This window comes from Roseivirga echinicomitans (genome assembly GCF_001592935.1).
Lineage (GTDB): Bacteria > Bacteroidota > Bacteroidia > Cytophagales > Cyclobacteriaceae > Roseivirga > Roseivirga echinicomitans.
The window spans coordinates 152,179-172,478 of the sequence record NZ_LRDB01000002.1; the positions used below are offsets into that span (position 1 = coordinate 152,179).

The 20,300-nt window shown below is 40.7% G+C and carries 18 protein-coding genes and 1 tRNA gene; 10 read left to right on the forward strand and 9 right to left on the reverse strand.

Annotated elements, in window-relative coordinates; all coding sequences use genetic code 11:
• Positions 1-19 precede the first annotated feature (19 nt).
• From AWN68_RS04200 to metG, 10 genes are all read left to right on the forward strand, one after another.
• The gene (locus AWN68_RS04200) at positions 20-739 is read left to right on the forward strand and encodes a hypothetical protein (RefSeq protein ID WP_068411889.1); all 720 of its coding nucleotides are present in this window, start codon (positions 20-22) and stop codon (positions 737-739) included.
• A 59-nt stretch (positions 740-798) separates the two neighbouring features.
• Complete coding sequence (locus AWN68_RS04205) at positions 799-1,734, forward strand: carbon-nitrogen hydrolase family protein (RefSeq protein WP_068411892.1); 936 nt, start codon at positions 799-801, stop codon at positions 1,732-1,734.
• A gap of 96 nt (positions 1,735-1,830) precedes the next feature.
• On the forward strand, positions 1,831-2,511 hold the full coding sequence (gene cmk, locus AWN68_RS04210) for a (d)CMP kinase (protein ID WP_068411895.1): 681 nt from the start codon (positions 1,831-1,833) through the stop codon (positions 2,509-2,511).
• A 12-nt stretch (positions 2,512-2,523) separates the two neighbouring features.
• A complete protein-coding gene (locus AWN68_RS04215) occupies positions 2,524-3,417 on the forward strand; it encodes a 4-hydroxy-3-methylbut-2-enyl diphosphate reductase (RefSeq protein ID WP_068411898.1) in 894 nt (297 codons plus the stop codon).
• A 140-nt stretch (positions 3,418-3,557) separates the two neighbouring features.
• A complete protein-coding gene (locus tag AWN68_RS04220; protein ID WP_068411901.1) occupies positions 3,558-4,925 on the forward strand; it encodes a Na(+)-translocating NADH-quinone reductase subunit A in 1,368 nt (455 codons plus the stop codon).
• A 2-nt stretch (positions 4,926-4,927) separates the two neighbouring features.
• The gene (locus tag AWN68_RS04225; protein WP_068411904.1) at positions 4,928-6,109 is read left to right on the forward strand and encodes an NADH:ubiquinone reductase (Na(+)-transporting) subunit B; all 1,182 of its coding nucleotides are present in this window, start codon (positions 4,928-4,930) and stop codon (positions 6,107-6,109) included.
• Positions 6,096-6,863, forward strand: coding sequence for an NADH:ubiquinone reductase (Na(+)-transporting) subunit C (gene nqrC, locus AWN68_RS04230; RefSeq protein ID WP_068411907.1), 768 nt, complete (start codon positions 6,096-6,098; stop codon positions 6,861-6,863). The genes AWN68_RS04225 and nqrC overlap by 14 nt, the downstream gene beginning before the upstream one ends.
• Positions 6,864-6,874: 11 nt before the next feature.
• Positions 6,875-7,537 carry an NADH:ubiquinone reductase (Na(+)-transporting) subunit D gene (locus tag AWN68_RS04235; RefSeq protein ID WP_068411910.1) on the forward strand — a complete coding sequence of 221 codons (663 nt, stop codon included), beginning with the start codon at positions 6,875-6,877 and terminating at the stop codon, positions 7,535-7,537.
• A gap of 11 nt (positions 7,538-7,548) precedes the next feature.
• Positions 7,549-8,160: an NADH:ubiquinone reductase (Na(+)-transporting) subunit E gene (gene nqrE / locus AWN68_RS04240; RefSeq protein WP_068411913.1), complete on the forward strand. Its 612-nt coding sequence runs from the start codon at positions 7,549-7,551 to the stop codon at positions 8,158-8,160.
• A 152-nt stretch (positions 8,161-8,312) separates the two neighbouring features.
• Positions 8,313-10,373, forward strand: coding sequence for a methionine--tRNA ligase (gene metG, locus AWN68_RS04245; protein ID WP_068411916.1), 2,061 nt, complete (start codon positions 8,313-8,315; stop codon positions 10,371-10,373).
• A gap of 201 nt (positions 10,374-10,574) precedes the next feature.
• Here the strand turns inward: metG and AWN68_RS04250 are convergent, their stop codons facing one another.
• From AWN68_RS04250 to AWN68_RS04290, 9 genes are all read right to left on the reverse strand, one after another.
• Positions 10,575-11,021, reverse strand: a complete 447-nt coding sequence (locus AWN68_RS04250) for a cold-shock protein (protein ID WP_068411919.1) — start codon at positions 11,019-11,021, stop codon at positions 10,575-10,577.
• 260 nt (positions 11,022-11,281) lie between these two features.
• Positions 11,282-12,136 carry a ChaN family lipoprotein gene (locus tag AWN68_RS04255; protein ID WP_068411921.1) on the reverse strand — a complete coding sequence of 285 codons (855 nt, stop codon included), beginning with the start codon at positions 12,134-12,136 and terminating at the stop codon, positions 11,282-11,284.
• 203 nt (positions 12,137-12,339) lie between these two features.
• A tRNA-Gln gene (locus AWN68_RS04260) sits at positions 12,340-12,412 on the reverse strand.
• Between the two features lie 75 nt (positions 12,413-12,487).
• Positions 12,488-13,675, reverse strand: coding sequence for a YncE family protein (locus tag AWN68_RS04265; RefSeq protein ID WP_068411924.1), 1,188 nt, complete (start codon positions 13,673-13,675; stop codon positions 12,488-12,490).
• Positions 13,676-13,756: 81 nt separating this feature from the next.
• Positions 13,757-15,718, reverse strand: coding sequence for an LVIVD repeat-containing protein (locus AWN68_RS04270; protein ID WP_068411927.1), 1,962 nt, complete (start codon positions 15,716-15,718; stop codon positions 13,757-13,759).
• A 280-nt stretch (positions 15,719-15,998) separates the two neighbouring features.
• Positions 15,999-16,880 (reverse strand): sugar phosphate isomerase/epimerase family protein, encoded by an 882-nt coding sequence (locus AWN68_RS04275; protein WP_068411930.1) that lies wholly within the window; start codon positions 16,878-16,880, stop codon positions 15,999-16,001.
• A gap of 155 nt (positions 16,881-17,035) precedes the next feature.
• Positions 17,036-17,536 (reverse strand): thiol peroxidase, encoded by a 501-nt coding sequence (tpx, locus tag AWN68_RS04280; RefSeq protein WP_068411933.1) that lies wholly within the window; start codon positions 17,534-17,536, stop codon positions 17,036-17,038.
• A gap of 35 nt (positions 17,537-17,571) precedes the next feature.
• On the reverse strand, positions 17,572-18,312 hold the full coding sequence (kdsB, locus tag AWN68_RS04285) for a 3-deoxy-manno-octulosonate cytidylyltransferase (RefSeq protein WP_068411936.1): 741 nt from the start codon (positions 18,310-18,312) through the stop codon (positions 17,572-17,574).
• A 385-nt stretch (positions 18,313-18,697) separates the two neighbouring features.
• On the reverse strand, positions 18,698-20,299 hold the full coding sequence (locus AWN68_RS04290) for a hypothetical protein (RefSeq protein WP_068411939.1): 1,602 nt from the start codon (positions 20,297-20,299) through the stop codon (positions 18,698-18,700).
• Position 20,300: the final 1 nt, after the last annotated feature.

Genomic DNA, 20,300 nt, shown 5'->3' on the forward strand with positions numbered 1-20,300 from the left:
GACTTTTTGAAATTATCTAATGTCTGAGCAAAATCACCCAATCAATATTCTTAGCCAAAATGAACTGCCATTACAGGCTGAGATTGATGCTTTGCAAAGAGAGCTAAATGAGGTAGAGCGAAAGGTATTTGCGTTTGAATCTATCCTTCGGTCTGAATTGGCCAATGAACTGGTGGAGGTTCAAGAACTGACCGTGCTTTATAAAAAGCAGAAGCTAGCGAAAAAGGAAAAGCGCATAGCACAAAAGCAGCGTGGAAAGAACTATACGTCACCAACCTCTTTAAAGCCCTTGACCAAAGTTATCAAAGTCCATGTTTCAGAAGTGGATGAAAAGGAAAGGAAACGACTTTATAGAGAAGCCATGCTTTATGTGCATCCCGATAAGTTTAATATGGACGAGGGACAAGCCGATTTAGCCACAGAAGTAACCACCAAACTGATTGACATTTATCAAACTGGAGACTTAAAGGCGTTACAAGATTACCATGCTCATATCTTTAGCGGAAATACATTGGTGAATATTGCGGAGCACAAAGGGGTTAAGATTGAGCAACGGTCTAAAAGCGAGTTTCTGAAAACTGAGAAGGAGAAGATTGAGAAGCTAATTGAGCAGGTGAAGAAAAAATACACTTACAGGGTGCTGATGGATTACCCAGAACCAATGACATTTCTGGAGGAGCTTAAGCTTTATTATAATGATCGCATTTCGAAACTTAGAAGGCGGACGAGAGTAGGGTAATAGATTCCTCCTACATTATAAATCTTAATTTCATTGGCCAAATTTTATAACTTTCAGGCATGTCTACAAAATTCATTGCTGCGGTCGTTCAAGCCTCGCCCGTGCTTTTCGATTTAGAGAAAACTTTAGCAAAAACGGCTCATTTGGTAACTGAGGCGGCTAGCAAAGGAGCTAAACTTGCGCTGTTTCCAGAAGCCTTTATTTCTGCCTATCCCCGTGGGTTGAGTTTCGGTACTGTGGTCGGTAGCCGAAGTGCAGAAGGACGCGAAACATGGTTGCGCTATTGGAACTCATCGATAGAAGTACCGAGCAAAGCAACTGCTCAATTGGGTGAAATGGCCAGAAAAGCGGACTTGTTTTTAGTAATAGGCGTGAATGAAAAGGACACTGTTTCAGGAACCATGTACTGCACCATGCTTTATTTTAACCCAAAGGGCGAGCTCTTGGGCAAGCATCGAAAACTTAAACCCACCGCTGCTGAACGTATTGTTTGGGGAGAAGGAGATGGCTCAACCCTTTCAACTTTTAATACTCCTTTGGGTAAAATGGGAGGGTTGATTTGCTGGGAAAACTATATGCCGCTAGCGCGAATGGCCATGTACCAAAAAGGAGTGCAATTGTATTTGGCGCCCACAGCAGACAGCCGTGAAAATTGGCAGCATACCTTAAAGCATATTGCTTTGGAAGGTCGGTGTTTCGTGATCGGGTGCAACCAGTTTGTGACCAAATCAATGTATCCAAAAGATTTACCTGGAATTACCGACTTAGATCACCAGCCAGAAGTAATGAGTCGTGGAGGTTCTGTAATTATGGCGCCAACTGGTGAGGTTTTAGCGGGCCCGCTTTGGGACGAAGAAGGGATTCTTACTGCTGAAATAGATATAGAGGAAGTGATGAAAAACAAACTCGATTTCGATCCAGTTGGTCATTATGCAAGGAATGACGTATTTTCCTTGACGGTCAAAGATCAACCAGATTCAGAAGTGTTTGAGTAAACTCGCTGTTGTTTAATTTCTATATTACTCAAATCCTTGGTTTGATTTTTTACACCCCTCCATCAAACTTCTTACCTTTGCCGAAATTTATTTTGAATGAAGAAGATCAATATTGCCATAGACGGTTTTTCTGGCTGCGGAAAAAGCAGCACTGCGAAAGAAGTAGCAAAGCGATTGGCGTATAAGTTTATTGATAGTGGAGCCATGTACAGGGCAGTTACCTTATATATACTTCAGAATAAAGTTGATATAAAGGATGAAGCCCAAGTATTGAGTGCACTCGATGCTATCTCTATTGACTTCAGGCACAACCCACAAACAGGCAAAAGCGAAACTTTTTTGAATGATGTGTATGTTGAAGAAGAGATTCGGAAAATGTACGTTTCAGAATTTGTGAGTCCTGTGGCTGCCATTAAAGCCGTAAGAATGGCCATGGTAGCGCAACAACAAGAAATGGGCAAGGATAGAGGTGTAGTCATGGATGGAAGAGACATTGCTTCAGTGGTTTTTCCAGATGCAGAACTAAAAATATTCATGAATGCCAGTGATGAGGCCAGGGCCAAAAGAAGGCAGGCCGAGTTGGGGGAAAAAGGAGAGGAAGCATCGCTAGAAGAGATCGTGAAGAATTTTAGGGAACGAGATTTGCAGGACTCTACCAGAGAAGAAAGTCCTTTGATTCAAGTGCCAGAAGCCATAGTAATTGATACTTCGGATCTGGAATTTGAAGAACAGGTAAATAAGGTGCTAACTTTGGCAAAAGAACAGATAGAAGGCTAGATATCAATAAGTATGAAAGTCACAATCGATAAAAATTCAGGCTATTGTTTTGGGGTGGAATTTGCCATCCAAATGGCGGAAGATGAAATGAAAGAGGGAGAATTATATTGCCTTGGCGATATAGTTCATAATGGTATGGAGGTAGATCGTCTGAATGCCAAAGGCCTGAAAATTATTGATAGAGAAGAATTAAAAGGGATTAAAAATACCAAAGTACTGATCAGAGCACATGGTGAGCCCCCTGAGACTTACCAATTGGCAATGGATAACAATATTGAATTGGTAGACGCTTCATGTCCTGTGGTGCTAAAACTTCAGAATCGTGTGAAAATGGCTTATGACCGTATGCAAGATGTGGATGGGCAGATTGTGATTTACGGAAAAACAGGTCATGCTGAGGTAATTGGCCTCACAGGCCAAACCAATAATGAGGCTATTATTATAATGGAGGATAAAGACCTCGATAAAATTGACTTCAGTCGTCCGGTTACTTTATATAGCCAAACTACAAAGAGCACTAAAGGCTTCTATAGAATTCGTCAGATGATTGAAGACAGGATCAAGGAAGCAAAGGGCGAATTCAAAGAAATTGACTTCAATGCAAATGATAGCATTTGCCGTCAAGTATCGAACCGAGAACCGCAGCTACAAAATTTCGCGAAAGACCAAGACGTCATAATCTTTGTAAGTGGAAAGAAAAGCTCAAATGGAAGAGCGCTTTACAGTGTTTGTCTGCAAGAAAATGAGCGAAGCTATTTTGTTGAGTCTGAGGAGGAAATAGATATTTCGTGGCTCAAACAAGAGGATAAAGTTGGGATTTGCGGGGCCACTTCCACTCCAATGTGGCTTATGGAACAGGTAAGCAGCTTTATTGAAAAATCATTTGAGAAACTACCAGTCGCATAATTCTAGACTAATACTTTTCTTACCATTTTTTTTGGACTAAATTGCGCCTCGAAAAGCTAGAAAAAGGCTTTTTGTTGATGGTAAATATTTTACATTTGCCTCAACTTTAGATCAAACTATTGATTCGCAATTAAAAGAGTATGTCCAAAATTATAAAGCTTAAAAAGGGCTTTGACATCAATCTGGCAGGAAAGGCAGTACATAAAATTGCCGACTCCATCTATCCAGAAACGTTTGCAATTAAACCCACCGACTTTGTTGGAATGAAGCGTCCTAAGTTACTCGTTAACGAGGGCGACAACATTAAAGCAGGAACTCCGATCTTGTTCGATAAGATGCAGGAGAACGTGATGTATTGCTCACCGGTGAGTGGTGAAATTGTCGAAGTGAAAAGAGGAGCCAAAAGGAAAATCCTCGAAGTCAAAATTCTTGCCGATAAAACGATCGAATACGAATCGTTTCAATCGTACAGTCCTTCAGATATTAATGGATTGAGCCGAAATGACGCTCAAGCCCAAATGCTGAAAGCTGGCGTATGGCCAAACATCATCCAACGACCATTCGGTATTGTAGCCAATGAAAATGATAGCCCAAAAGCGATTCATATTTCGACATTCGATACCCACCCATTGGCTGCTGATGTAGCTTTTACCTTACAAGGTGAAGAGGATGCTTTTAAAACAGGAATCAATATTCTTAAGAAATTTACTGACGGTAAAATTCATTTGAATCACGACCTGAATGCCGAAGTAGCTAAGGTGTTTGCTGGTGTAGATAATATAGAGCACAATAAATTTTCAGGACCGCACCCAGCGGGTAATGTTGGAGTTCAAATTCATCATTTAGATCCTGTGAATAAAGGTGACATTGTTTGGACCTTGACACCTTATGGTGTTGCTCAAATTGGAAAGCTTTTTAGCCAAGGAAAATACGATGCTTCTAGATTAGTAGCCGTTTGTGGTTCGGAGGTTAAAACTCCTCAGTACTACAAAACCTACAGTGGAGGAGCTATCAATAAACTTGTAGAAGGAAACATTAAACAAGACCACGTTCGATATATCTCTGGTAACGTTTTGACTGGAGAGAAAATTGAGAAAGACGGATACTTGAGTTTCTATGCTAATAGCTTAACGGTTATTCCTGAAGGAGATCATACTGAATTCTTAGGCTGGATTATGCCGAAGAAGAACGTATTGAGCTTTCACAGGGCTTGGGGCTTGTTCTCTTTCATGAATGGTAAGAACAAAGAATATGTACTTGATTCTAACACCAATGGTGAAGACAGGGCTTTTGTTCAAACAGGAACTTTTGAAAAGGTAACTCCAATGGATGTTTACCCTACATTTTTACTAAAGGCTATTTTGTCAGAAGATTTTGACAATGTGGAGGCCTTAGGTATTTATGAGGTAATTGAGGAAGACCTTGCTTTGTGTGAATTTGTTGATGTTTCTAAACATGACGTTCAGCATATGGTAAGAGAGGGTATAGAATTGATACAAAACGGATAAGGATGAAGTTTTTACATAACCTATTAGAAAAACAAAAACCGATGTTCGAAAAGGGAGGGAAACTTGAAAAGCTCTACTACCTGTTTGAAGCTGGAGAAACGTTTATGTTTTCACCTGCGAGCACTGCCAAAAATAAAGGTGTGCAAGTGAGGGATGCGATTGATTTGAAGAGAATGATGATGACTGTGGTAATCGCCATGATCCCTTGTCTGATCTTTGGAATGTTTAATACGGGGTATCAACACCACGTTGCCGTAGGAGAAGCTACTACTTTCCTTTCTTTAGATAACTTATTGTTTGGCGCCCGTTGGGTATTGCCAATCGTTTTAGTGTCATATGCTGCTGGTGGTATCATTGAAGCTATTTTCGCAATAGTAAGAAAACACCCCATCAACGAAGGCTTCTTGGTAACAGGAATGCTCATTCCATTAATTGTACCTGCTACTATTCCATTATGGCAAGTAGCTTTGGCAACTATTTTTGGTGTGCTAGTTGGAAAGGAAATTTTTGGGGGTACCGGAATGAACATCTTGAATGTTGCAATGACATCAAGGGCGTTCTTATACTTTGCTTATCCATCACAAATCTCTGGTGCGGTTTGGACGCAATTGGCAGACAAAACTCCAGTAGATGGTTTTACAGGAGCAACAGCATTGGCCGTTGCTTATGATTCTTCAACGGCAGGAGGCGATGTTGTTTCCGCATTGGGAGACACCTTTAGTTTTAGTAACCTGTTTATGGGCATGGTGCCCGGATCAATAGGAGAGACCTCTACCTTATGGGTGTTGGTTGGAGCGCTGATTCTAATTGCTACAGGCGTAGGAAGTTGGAAAATCATTGTAAGTGTATTCGGTGGAGCCTTTATTATGGGCGCTATCTTTAATGCCGCAGGGATTAATCCATTTATGGATATGCCAGCACATTACCATTTAGTAATGGGTGGCTTAGCATTTGGTGCTGTGTTTATGGCAACCGACCCCGTGTCGGCAGCTCATACAGAAACAGGCAAATGGATTTACGGAATATTGATTGGTATGCTCAGCGTATTGATTAGAGTGGTAAACCCAGCTTACCCAGAAGGTATAATGTTGGCGGTGTTATTAATGAATGTTTTTGCCCCGCTAATTGATTTCTATGTAATTCAAGCAAACAAAAAAAGGAGGTTAGCACGTGCGACAGTCTAATACATATATCATAGTATTCTCTTTAATACTCACAGCAGTATTGGGAGGTTTATTGTCAGGGGTTTCTCAAGTTTTAGGACCAACTCAAAAGAAGGCACAGGATTTAGATACTAAGAAGCAGATTCTTGGAGCTATTCCAGCAGAGAAAGCCAAGTTGGGCGACATGACTCCAGAAGAAATTATCGAGCGTTATGCTCAAGTAATTAATTCTGAGGTGGCCGACTTTAATGGCGATTTGGTAACAACCAATGAAAAAGGTGAACCACTTTTGGCTGAGAATGTAAACATTGAGAAGAACTACAAAAAACCAGCTGAAGAAAGAACATATCCTGTTTTCAAATATCAGAATGGAAATGAAATAGCCTACATTTTGCCTGTTTACGGTGCTGGGCTTTGGGACGCAATTTGGGGCTTTGTTGCTTTGAACGAAGACTTAGAGACCATTAAAGGGGTGACATTCTCTCATAAAGGAGAAACTCCTGGGCTAGGCGCTAGAATTACAACAGATGAAATTCAGGAGCGCTATCAAGGTAAATCCATTGTTGAAAACCAGGAGCTGGTTTCTGTCACCATGATTAAAGGTGAAGGAAATCCTCCATCAAAATTGAGTGACACAAAGGTAGACGGGCTGGCTGGTGCTACCCTAACTGCTAATGGTGTAAACGCAATGTTGAGCAATTACCTAGGATATTATCAGGCATACTTTAATAAGCATTCTAAGAATGCAGATGCCATGTCAATGAATAATCAGTAAACAAAGAGGATATGAGTACTGAAACTTTAGAAAAACCAATCGTTAAGAAAGAAGCAATTTTTTCGAAGCGCAGGAAAAAATTCGTAATTGACCCATTGAGTGATGATAACCCGATTACCATTCAGGTGTTGGGGATCTGTTCTGCCTTGGCGGTAACCACTCAAATGAAGCCGACAATGGTAATGGCCATTTCGGTAACCATGGTATTGATTCTCTCTAACTTGGTGATTTCTCTTATGAGAAATATCATCCCTTCAAGGGTAAGGATTATCGTACAGTTAGCTGTTGTGGCTACTTTGGTAACCTTAGTAAATGAAGTGTTGAAAGCCTATGCTTTCGATATGTACAAAGAGCTATCTGTATTTATTGGTCTGATTATCACCAACTGTATTGTGATGGGGCGTCTTGAAGCTTTTGCTTTGAATAATAAGCCTTATGATTCAATGCTAGATGGTCTTGGTAGTGGTTTAGGTTATTCTTGGATCATCCTTGCCGTTGCTTTCTTCAGAGAGCTTTTCGGATCAGGTAAAGTGTTTGGCTACCCAGTTTTTGAATCTATTGGTATGGGCAACCTTGCTACCAATGGTTTGATGGTAAGTCCAGTAGGTGCATTTATGGTACTTGGCTTTATCATTTGGGTACAGAGAACTAAAACAGGTTACGTAGAACATTAATTGAAGCAATCATGGATTTAATTAACTTAGGTATAAAGTCGATTTTTATAGAGAACATGGTTTTCGCCTATTTCTTAGGCATGTGTTCTTTTTTAGCTGTTTCAAAAAAGGTTTCTACAGCCATGGGTTTAGGACTCGCTGTAGTTTTCGTTTTGGGTATTACGGTACCAATGAACTGGCTATTGGATCAATTCGTATTGAAAGAAGGAGCATTAACGTGGTTGGGCGATAGCTTTGCTACTATTGATTTGTCTTTCTTACGCTTTATTATGTTCATCGCCATTATTGCTGCCATGGTGCAGTTGGTGGAAATGATGATCGAAAAATTCTCACCTTCCCTTTACGGTTCTTTGGGTATTTTCTTGCCACTAATTGCGGTAAACTGCTCAATTTTGGGTGGTGCATTGTTCATGGCACAAAGGGATTATACTTTGAGTGAAGCTACTGTATTCGGCTTTGGTTCAGGAATCGGTTTCTTATTGGCTATCGTGGCTTTGGCCGCGATCAGAGAGAAACTGAAGTACTCTAACGTACCTGACGCTTTGAAAGGATTGGGAATCACAATGTTCATTACTGGTTTAATGGGTATTGCATTTATGAGCTTTATGGGGATTTCGCTTTAATCGAAATTACGCACTAGATATACAAAAGCACACTCTTCAAAGGGTGTGCTTTTTTTACGTTCAAACTTGACTACCATTATCTGCCACCAAACTCGGCAAAATCTCTATGCTTATTTCCTCCTTCTAACATCTAAAAACTATCTTTGCAGTCTATGAGTAAGAATGAATTCAAAAGACATACAGTAACGGCTGCTTTGCCTTATGCCAATGGCCCCGTACATATTGGTCATTTGGCTGGTGTTTATGTGCCTGCCGATATTTATGCGCGGTATTTAAGGTCGAAAGGAGAGGATGTAGCCTTTATTTGTGGTTCCGATGAGCATGGCATGGCCATTACCATGAGAGCGCGTAAGGATGGCGTTAACCCTCAAGACATTGTAGACAAATACCATGGCATGATCAAAGACAGTTTTGATCAGCTTGGAATTTCCTTTGATATTTACTCAAGAACTTCAAATAAAATACACCACGAAACTGCACAGGAGTTTTTCAAAACGCTTTATACTGAAGGCAAATTTGAAGAACGCGTAAGCGAGCAATACTTTGACGAAGAGGCTCAACAGTTTCTGGCTGATAGATACATTACAGGTACTTGCCCACGTTGTTCACATCCTTCGGCTTATGGAGATCAGTGTGAAAACTGTGGCGCTACGCTGAACCCAACAGACCTGATTAACCCAAAGTCTACATTGAGTGGCAATACGCCAATCATGAAAGAAACGAAGCACTGGTATTTGCCTTTGCAGGATTATGAGAAGTGGTTGACAGAGTGGATTGTTGAAGGACATAAAGACGATTGGAAGTCGAATGTTTGGGGGCAATGCAAATCATGGATTGACGGTGGCTTACAGGCTCGCGCCATGACACGTGACCTAGACTGGGGAATTAAAGTACCGATAGAAGGAGCTGATGGTAAAGTGCTTTACGTTTGGTTCGATGCACCTATTGGTTATATCTCCGCTACGCGAGAATGGGCAGAAGCCAATGGTAAAGACTGGAAGCCTTATTGGCAATCGGACGATACCAAACTGGTACACTTTATTGGTAAGGATAATATCGTTTTCCACTGTGTCATTTTCCCTGCGATACTAAAAGCACATGGCGATTACATTCTGCCTAATAACGTGCCTGCCAACGAATTCTTGAATTTAGAAGGCAATAAGATCTCGACTTCAAGAAATTGGGCCGTTTGGTTACATGAATACTTAGAAGAATTCCCTGACAAGCAGGATGTGCTTCGTTATGCACTTTGCTCGAATGCTCCTGAATCAAAGGATAATGATTTTACTTGGAAAGACTTTCAAGCCAGAAATAACAGCGAACTCGTTGCGATCTTAGGTAATTTTGTTAACCGAGCAGTAGTACTGACGCACAAATACTTTGAAGGAAAAGTACCTGTAAGGGGAGAGCTTTTCGATATCGATACTGAGACCATTGAGGCCCTTAAGGGAATGCCAGCTAAGATTGGTGCTTCCATAGAGCGTTACCGCTTCCGCGAGGCGCAATCAGAGATGATGGAATTGGCTCGTTTAGGTAATAAGTACTTGGCCGATACGGAGCCTTGGAAAGTAATTAAAACGGATGAGGCTAGAGTAGGAACTATCTTGAATATTGCCTTACAGATTGTGGCCAATATTTCGATTGTAGCCGAACCATTTATTCCTTTTACGGCAGAAAAACTAAGAGGGATTTTTGGAATGGAACAGCTGAGTTGGGCTGCGGCCGGAAACCCAGACTTACTCAATGGAGGTCAGCCTTTAACGCAAGGCGCATTGCTCTTTGAAAAAATAGAAGATGAGACCATTGCTGCGCAAGTTCAAAAATTAGAAAACACCAAGAAACAAAACGAAATGGAGAACAAAGAAATTGAACTGACACCTTTAAAAGAGACCATTGTATTCGATGATTTCATGAAATTAGACTTAAGGGTAGGGACGATTCTAGAAGCTAAGAAAGTAGCTAAATCGAATAAATTACTCGAGTTTTTGGTAGACACTGGCGTAGACAAACGCACTATCCTAAGTGGGATTGCTAAGCATTATTCACCAGAAGAAATGGTTGGAAAGCAAGTAACGATTATCGCTAATTTGGCACCAAGACCAATGATGGGTACTGTGTCGGAAGGCATGATTTTAATGGCAGAAGATGCTGAAGGAAACCTTAGACTCATTCAACCAAACGAAAAAGTGAATCCTGGTTCAGTGATTAGCTAAGGCGCATTCGCTTGCTTCGCTTCTTAATGAAGTAGATACTGAAAATCCTCAATTAGAATTGCTAATTGGGGATTTTTTCTTTTACCTGATAATGTATGGATGATTTGTTGCCAGTCAATCTTGATTAAAAACCTCACCCATATTTGGGTAAAGGATTTTAATCATATGATTTAGAATGGACTTTTTAAGCGTAATGGGGAATTACACTTTCTTAACGTTAACGGCATTCATGCCTTTCATTCCGCGCTCAAGTTCAAATGAAACTTTATCGCCTTCACGAACTTCATCAATGAGTCCATTTACGTGAACAAAGAATTTCTCTTGTGTCTCTAGCTCCTTAATAAAGCCATATCCTTTCTGATCGTTGAAGAATTCGATACGGCCTGTTCTTACCGTTTCAACCACATCTTCTCTCTTCGGAACACCGATTTCAATGCTCTTTGCATCAATCTTTTTCTTTTTGATTGTTGGATCCGGAGGAGTATCAGTGATGTTTCCATCCTCATCTAAATAAGCAATCATGTTGTCGAGTCCACCGCCTGGAGAGTTGCTCTGACGCTCTTCTTTCTTCTGCTGCTTATCCTGACGCTTTTTTAATCGCTTCTTCTCTTTTTCTTTTTTGTTAAATGTTTCTTGTGATTTAGCCATTCAATGTTTTTGTTAAAAATGATGCAATGACTGTTCTACGCAAACAATCAAGGGGGGTAAAGAAATAACCTATTAGTAAGTGGCTTGTTCGCAGGAAACTGATGGAAATCAGACATTCGTACGATAGGAGAATTACTTGAAGGGTATTTACATCATTACGCTCGCGCAAAGTTACGATAATTTATAAGAATATCCGTATCGGCAATAGCATTTGCACTGAATTATAGGCCTTAACTGTCCAGAGGTTAACTTTATTTTGCTTAGTAAGTGTTTGTCATGTTGCTATCGATGCAAATAATGAAATCGGCCATGAGTTTATTTTCTTCCAATAGCTTACTTAAGTCATCCTGCATCACAGTAGCAATGGTAGCGTATTGCAAATCACTTCTCTCTCTTTTTAAGTACCACAGAATACCTTCGTAGTGATTCGAATGGTATGAACCATTGTAATGCATAAAAGTGTGGTTAGGTTGGTAGTTCTCTAAAATGAAGTGGGCCATCGTAGCATCTTTAGAGGCTTGCGCTTCCACCAATTGCGGAGTTCCGTGCCCAGCCATCATGGCCAGGATGTTTTTATAGGTAGGTAGTTCGCTGTCAAACGGCATTGGGAGTGGAGCCATCCATGATTTTTCTTCAGCCGAAAGCGTGTTCAATACCTCAAAACCACCTTTGTTTACCATGCTGGCATACCTGCGTGGAATGTTGGTAGCGATAAAAGGAAGCTGTTTGCTTTTCGCTAGGTCTACCAGAGGCGCATAATCGGTTTTGTAGTTGGGCCAAAGCCTGGCTAAAGTATCTAATGCTTTTGCGTTAATGTTGCCTACTAAATAATCGTTGAGTGGCTTTTGATTATCGGCTTCAAACATTTCTGCCCCTAAAATCATTTCGTTCGACTGACTCAAATCATTGGTCACTTCATATTGCATCCAGTGTGCAATGGCATTGTTGTGCAGCTCTCCGAATAGAATGATGTCTTTCTTGTCCAGAGTCTTCATCATCTTCTTGTAAGAAACCTTTTTGCCTGTGGCAGTATAAATTATATAGGCTGGCTTCTTTTGACTGTAGCCAAAGAAGGTGATCAACGTAAAAAATAGGAGGAAGAGTGCGCGTTTCATTCGTTCGGTTTAAATAATTGAGAGCTGAATTTAATCAAAAAAGTGGAATGTATGAGGGAATATTTGAATGCGCATTTACCTGATGCTGTCACAGGTCCTTGCGTTTGGTATATATCTATTTTTCGTACACTTAAAGTGCGGACTAGTCCTTTGTTTTGAGGCTAAGACATAAAAAAAGCCCCACATTTCTGTGGAGCTTTTTGTTGGTCTACTAGGGCTCGAACCTAGACTCTTCTGTACCAAAAACAGACGTGTTGCCAGTTACACCATAGACCAGCTTTATTTCCGAGTACAAAAGTAGTATTTGCTTTCTATTTTGGAAACGAATTGACGAAAAAATTTACGTCTTTTTTATCTTTCTATTTTCCAGAATGCAATGCCTCCTGCTTGCTTGCCAAGGTACGCGGTGTCTATCAGGCGGTTAGTCGTTAAATCAATCACATCAACCATGCCTGGGTCATCTTGAATTCCTTCTACAGAAACGAAGGCAAACTTGCTGTCCGATGAAATAGCTACCCCATGCGTTACTTTTTGGCTGTTGTCCAGTCGGGCCAGTTCCTCTCCAGACTCTAAATCCCAAACGCCTGTTTTGGCAGCGGTCTTATAAGATACCACCATTCGTTTTCCATCAGGAGAAACATCAATGTTATAAGGCCCTTTGTCCGTAATGAATTTACGTGTAGTCTTCCAAGTGTCGGTACTTATTTCTAATACTTCAGCAGCGCCATTTCCAGCCACATAAATCAAGTTTTTGGTAGGATGAGTACTTACCCATGTTGGCTTGAAAGCTGAATGCTTCATCGCAGGCATGCCGCCCATGTCCATTTTAGAATGATCCATCTGGCTATGGTCCATAGCTTCCATTGACTTCTTTTCTTCGGCCATTTTGGATGTGCCCATGTCCATTTTTGAATGGTCCATCATACTGTGATCTTCAGGAGCCATTTTAGAGGCTTCATCTAGGTCAAGTATTTTCGTAATTTTCAAACTGATGGCATCAATTTCAAATAATTCTCCCGACATCATGGCGACAGAATATTGTTTCAACCCATTTGCAGAAAGCCTAGAGCCATGAGGCATTGTGCCAGTGGTAATTTGAGTCAACTCAGTCATGCTCTCTACATCTACTACCGAAACCGTGCTGGGCACCATGTCGCCATGTAGGTTGAAGTTAACGCAATAGAGTAGGCCCGTTGCTGCAGATACTTGCATTGAAGCAGGGAATAAGCCCAAAGGAACTGAACCCACTACCTTGTCTGTGCCAGTTTCATACTTATAAAGCGTACCATACGGATTTCCATGCGCAAGGCTGAGGTACCAATATTTCCCATCAGGACCTACCGTAATCCCATGAGGACCTTCATTTTCCACAGGCCATACGCCTACTGGGATGTTTTTAATGGTCTCCGCCTTTTTACCATCGAATTTTATCAAAGCCACTTCATCTTCAGATTCAGCTGCTACATATACATAGTAGTTTTGCGCTTTTAGTGCAGTGATAGCCATTAGTGAAAAAACAATTATCAATGTTTTTCTCATCTTTAATTCATGTTTAAGATGTGTTGTTGGTCAATCAAAACAAACGTGGCATAAAGAATCATACCACGTTTGCTTGGATGTTTATTTTACTTGAATGGGAGTGTTTTTAGGCTTTTCTGGCTCTAATTTGGCCGACCATAATCCACTGTTAAAATCTGAAAAGAAGACATGGCCTTTGTGCAGTTGTGCACCCCAAGTAAACGGAGCATTAGGGGTATAACCATTTGCATCGTTTGGTAAGATCCAAGCAATTTCACGACCTTGTTTTCTTAAGTCTCCCATCAGTTCACCGCTAAGGTCAACCACTCTTACACCACCATTATAGAATGCTACGTAAAGTGTTTCACCTTCAATCCAATAGTTGTGAGATCCAGCGTAAGGCACTTCGAATCTTGCTACTTCCTGTGGGTTTTCTAAATCCGTGAAGTCCACCACATGTAGGTAACCAGCGGCCATATTTACTCCACCTTTTTGGGTATTCAAGCCATAAGGGAATATTTCATCTCCACCAATCACATAGAACTTACCAGTGGAAGGGCTACGGAAAGGGAATGACGCGTGGTTGGCCTTGTTAGGGTAGGCGTAGCTCGCGAATTGTTTTGGGTTTTCAGGTGAACCACCAGCAATGCCGTTTCCAACATCTACCAACTGAATACCATCTCCCCAGTTTGAAGAATAAGCGATACCATCTTCAACCCAAACATCATGAATAGAATGACCAGGTGTGTCTAATTCGAATTTAGAAACCGCACGTGGGTTTTTAGGGTCTTTAATATCGATGATGTAATATTTCTGACCTCCGCTTAGTGCGTATAAATAGTCTCCAGAAAGGAATACGTTGTGCACCCCACCTGTCATGTTTTCGTCAAACCTTGAAATGATTTCTACATCTCTTGGGTTAGATACATCAATGATTACTAGTCCGTTTTTACGATCAGAAGCTCCTTCACGGCTGATTACACAAATCTTACCGTCTTCAGAAATTTTTACATCATTTACAGTTCTGGCATCTACCTGAACCGAATCAATTTTGATCATACTTCCTGGATCAGTAACGTCCCAGAAATAAGCAGTACCATCGGCACCCCAAGTTCCTGTAACGGCATAATCTCTTCCGTCAATGCCTTCCCATACCCAGAAATCAGAAGTGTGCTTGTCGTTCACAGAGCCCTGACCTACCATCTCGATTTTTCTGCTTACCTCTCTTGGTGCGATTTTAACTGTTTTTGAAGCAGATGCCACACCACAAGATGCGGTGATTGTATATTTTCCAGCTTCGTCCGCTACAAAACGTCCATCATTTTTGATCAAACCAGAAGCACTTTGTGAAGTGTTATCTGATACGCCATTGAAAGAGTAGAAGATAGGAGCGTCTGCAATTATTTTCCCATTCTTATCTAAAGCTTTTGCTTTGAAATGGAATACATCACCAGTTCTGGCAGAGGTCATTTCGGCCTCTAATTGAACTTTAACAATTGGGTTGGCTACCACATTTACTGTAATAGTATTAGTGATGTTTTCAGCTTTCACTGTAATGGTTGCTTTACCAGGAATCATGGTGTTAACCATTCCATAATCATCTACTTCAGCAATATTGCCATACATAGAGGTGAACTTTACGTCAACATTATCTCTTGTCGCACCAGATTTGTCAATCACATTGTACTTAAGGGCAATAGATGTTCCAGCATAGATTTTCTGAGGGATATCATCAATTTTAATTGATGCAATTGCTGGGTAGTTTACCTTGATTTGGAAGGTTTTTCTAACACCATCAGCTACTGCAACGATATCGTAAGTACCCGGCTGAATGGCGTGCGCCATCATAGTAGAGTCAATCGTTAGACTTCTTCTTGCTCGTGAAAGTAAGTTGATAGGGTCATTAAGCTTTTTGCCATTTTCCATGACATAAGCATTGATTTGTTTCTTTTGCCCCACCTCCATAGTGATGTTGGCTGGTTCAATTACGATTTCCTTTTGTGCGAAAAGAGCAACAGGGAAGAGTAATGCCAGTATGTAAAGGGCTTTCTTTAATTTCTTCATAATGAGTTGATGTGGTTGATTAATCTATCAATTTAGTCATAAAGGAAAAGCACTACAATTGTTTTTAGTGATATAGTTAAAATTTTATATTGATTAAGGCCTGAGGGCTTGGTCACAAGCTGGTGGTTTTGGATTGAATACCAAATAATCTGCTATTCAAGGATAGGAGGTAAGTAATTCAACAAAAGGCATATGGGGCTGCACACAAAGTTCTTTTGTGCGAAAACTCACAGATATTACTTGTATGGTTGAAGTACTAGAAGTTGAAGCGAGTACTTACTTAGATTTTCTTCAAGTGTTTAATGCTGGTGACAAGGCTTTCAACCGAACTAGTGGCCCAATTGCCATCTTGTTCCACGAAGAAGTATTCGAGGCCAGCATCCTTATCGTAAGCAAAGAGCTGTTTCCAGTCTATTCTTCCAGCCCCCACTTCTTTCATTGCTCGATCATCGTCCATGCTCATGTCTTTGACATGCCAAAGCGGGAATCGACCCATGTTCTTTTGAATCATCTTCAGTGGATTTTGATCGGCATATCGGAGCCAATACATGTCAAGCTCCATTTTAACTAGGTCGGCATCCGTTTCATTCAGAAGGATATCATAAGGCACCTGACCATCAATTTCTTTAAACTCAAAATCATGATTGTGATAAGCGAATTTGAGTCCTGATTTTTTGCAGATTTCGGCTGACTTATTGAATAGCTCCGAAACTTGTTTGTATTGGTCAAGGGTTTGTCTTTCAGGGCCCCCTAGGTAAGCACAAACTAAATATTCAGCGCCTAGTTCAGCAGCATCATCTACAGCCCGTTGCCAGTCGTTTACCATGGTGCCCGATACATTAGGAGTTTGGGTACCAGTGCCTACGTGAATACTTTTTAGTTTAATCTTAGAATCGTCAATAATGGTTTTGGCTTCTTTTACGGGCATTCCTAAAAGCTTTCCATCGGCAAAATCAAAAAACTCAGCATAATCATAACCGGCCTTTCTGAGGGTTTTTAAGGTGCCCGCCATGTCCTTTTTAATCACATTTCGAACAGTATAGACTTGAAAACCGAAGTCTTTAATTTTGCCTTCAAAAAATGGTTGGCTAAAAAGTGAACCTGTGGCCAATAAACCAGCAGAGGTGAGTGCTGATTTTTGCAAAAAATCTCTTCGTTTCATAGTTCTTCTGTTTGAGCTTATTAAGCTACTAAAATATACTCAGGTGACAAATTGTGGGGTTTGATAAACTTCGGAGATTGAGTTGTTCGACCCTATTGTAAACAGAAAAAGCCTGCTGGTGGGCAGGCTTTAAATATTATGTGTTTTGAAACGGCTTAATTAAGCGCGTCTAAGGCTTTTTCGTAATTAGGCTCATCTACAATTTCTGGTACTTGCTCCGTATAAACTACCTTTCCATTTTCGTCCAAAACAATAACTGCTCTTGAATGTAAATTCAATAATGGCGGGTCGATAATTTCCAAACCATAGTCTTTACCAAACTGGCCAGTAGCATAATCCGATGCGTTGATTACGTTTTCTATGCCTTCCGCACCACAAAATCTTGCTTGGGCAAAAGGAAGGTCTCGCGAGATGCAAACCACCTTAGTGTTTTTTAATCCTGAAGCCTGCTCATTGAATTTTCTTACAGATGCAGCACAAGTACCGGTGTCAATACTAGGGAAAATGTTCAGTACTACTTTCGACCCTTTTAAATCAGAAAGGGTAAGTTTTGAAAGATCGGTTTTTGTCAGGGCGAAATCTTTCGCTTGATCACCCACTTTTGGGAGACTGCCTGATGTTTTAATTGAATTGCCTTTTAGTGTAACAGTGCTCATAGTTTTGTTATTTTAGAATAGAACAAGTCTCTACTTTAATTGTTCCTTGAGTTCATGTAATCTTTGGCTTTTTCTAAATCTTCTGGTGAATCAATGGAGATTCCCACATGATCGATTTCTACCATTTTTATTTTCCTTCCTGTTTCTAGGTAACGAATGCACTCAATTTTCTCAGCATTTTCCAAGGGAGTCATTGACGTACTTTTGAAAGCCAAAAGAGCTGCCTTTCGGAAAGCATAAATCCCTATGTGTTTGTAATAAGGAATGTCAATTTCTTGGTTCCGAGGATAGGGGATAGGAGAGCGTGAAAAATAGATGGCAAAATTATCTTGGTCCGTAATCACTTTTACATGGTTAGGGTTTTCAATATTCTCTTTTCCCTTTAAGCGCACCATAGGAGAAGCCAAGTCGATTTGTTTATGAGTATCCTGTTCAAAAACTTCCAGGAGCTTTTTGAGTGTGTCCGTTTGTGTGAAGGGCTCGTCTCCTTGCACGTTCACAATAATGTCTGCGTCAATGGTTTCGGCTGCTTCAGCAATTCTATCGCTTCCGCTTTCGTGAGGTTCAATACTCATAATTACTTTACCGCCATAGGCCGCAATCTCGTCATGAATGATTTTACTATCCGTCACTACGAAAACTTCGTCAAACAAACCTGTATTTAAAGTAGCGGTATAGGTGGTTCGAATAACGGACTGACCATGAAGATCGGCCATAAGCTTTCCAGGGAATCTTGTGGCTTCGTATCGGGCCGGAATCATAGCAACTACTTTCATAAGAAGGTTTTTCTCAAAAATAGATAGAAAAGCGGAATGATGACGCTAGTGTTTTAGTTCTTACTGATCCCATTTTGGGAATCTAGTGTGATAGTTGGGATTAAATTCCTTTGTCTTGCTTATTAATAAACATTCAATTAGTTGTAAATGAGCAACTTAAATTGTTTTTGTTTTTTGGCAAATGGCTTGCCATAGTATTTCTAAAGATTTTATAATTAAAGATCTTGTTGGACCGTGAAGTTGATGGTTATTTATCTATTTGGTTGAGGTGTGCCCCGAAGAATACGTCTTCGGGGCACTTTTTTTGAGATAGTTCGCCTTATAAAGGCATAAAAAAAGGAGTGATGTACATCACTCCTTTTTCATTTCTTAATTGGGTTCTAGATTATTGAACCAGAATACCTCTCTGAGCTAGTACATCTACATCAGGTATATCTACCCCGTAGGCCGTCCTCATCGCACTTAAAATTAAGTTAGCGATAATGGCATGTCCACGTGGGTTAGGGTGAATCCCGTCTGTTGAGAATACTCCATTAGGACTAAAATCAGGTGCTAAATTGGTTCCATTGATCTTGATCCCCAATACACCATCCGCTTCGGCTTTTACCGCTGCAATTGAGGCTTGAGTACCTAAACCCAAAGCTAATTGAGTTACAAGGGCATCATTAAGGCCAAATAGATCAGCAAATTTAGGTTGAACGTCTACAAGTGTAATCACAGTACCGCCTGGCCCTGAATTGATTAAATCAACCACACCTTTAATGGTTTGGTTAAAGGTGGCTCTAGCCGTAACAGTTTTCACTACTTCGTTGGCAGATAATACATATTTATCTGCTATTGGAATGGCCACACCAATTGGTGCTGCTCCAGTACCTAAGACTGTTGCGGCTGTTAAAACTGGTAGATCACTAGAAGTAGCAGGTCTCGATTGTCTGTAGGGCTCTAATCCTGCTCTTTGCGCAGCTGTAATAGCTTGCGCTCCGAGTAGAGCATCGAATTTAGGACCTAAGTCTTCTAAATCTTTATCATGCATTAATATGGGATTATTAGCGCCAGCTTGATAGGTTACCTTTCTTTTTGCAGCTTCTGCAGTAGTTATTAACTGGAAATTGGCTAATCCATCTAGGGCAGCGTTCAATCCAGCAAAAGCTGAATTAAGTGCCGTGGCATTTGCAGCATCCAAAGGAACTGCATTCCATTTTACAGCTCTGAAATAAGGAAGCAATACCAAAGGAGGTAAAGTCATCACTACTCCTTTTGCACCAGTTCCAGCCAATTGACTTAATGAACTCGCCAAAGCATTTTGGAAATTACCTTGTGAGGTAATCGCGGCATCATTCACACCACCTCCAATAGCATAACCAAGGGCATCATTATTTCCCAACCAATAGGTATAGAAAGTAGGAGAGGTTGCTAAGGCATCAGACAATACAGTAGAAGTGCCTGGGCTGCTTGCAAAACGTGCATATAATGGATTAGAACCAGCAAGTGCAGGATCATTGATGTCTACGATCCTCATGCCTGGTACCCCAAAATTATTTAACTGAGCTTTGTTTCCAGCATATGCCGCTGGTACCTCACCTACGGTAGGTTTTGGGCCAGGAATACTAAGGTCTAATACAAATCTTCCTAAAATGGAATTATTGGGTCCTATTCCTGAATAACCATTTACTGAGTTAATGTCAGGTTGGTTGAAAGCGGTGCCGCCAACTCCTGAAATCTGGAATTGCTGACCTAAAAGGTTTGCAAAGGAACTCGCTTGACCATTGGTATAGAGCGCACCATCCATATAACCAGCGGTAATGGAGTTACCAATACTCACATATTTTGTGAGAGTAACGGAACCATTGGTGCCTGTGGTGGCAGTAACGGTGGGTAACGGATTGTCGGCCTTTCTTTGGTCAACCAATGCTTCTTCTTCATCGCATGAGGTCAATAGTACTCCTGATGCCAATAAAGCGAATAAGTATATTTTTAAATTTTTCATT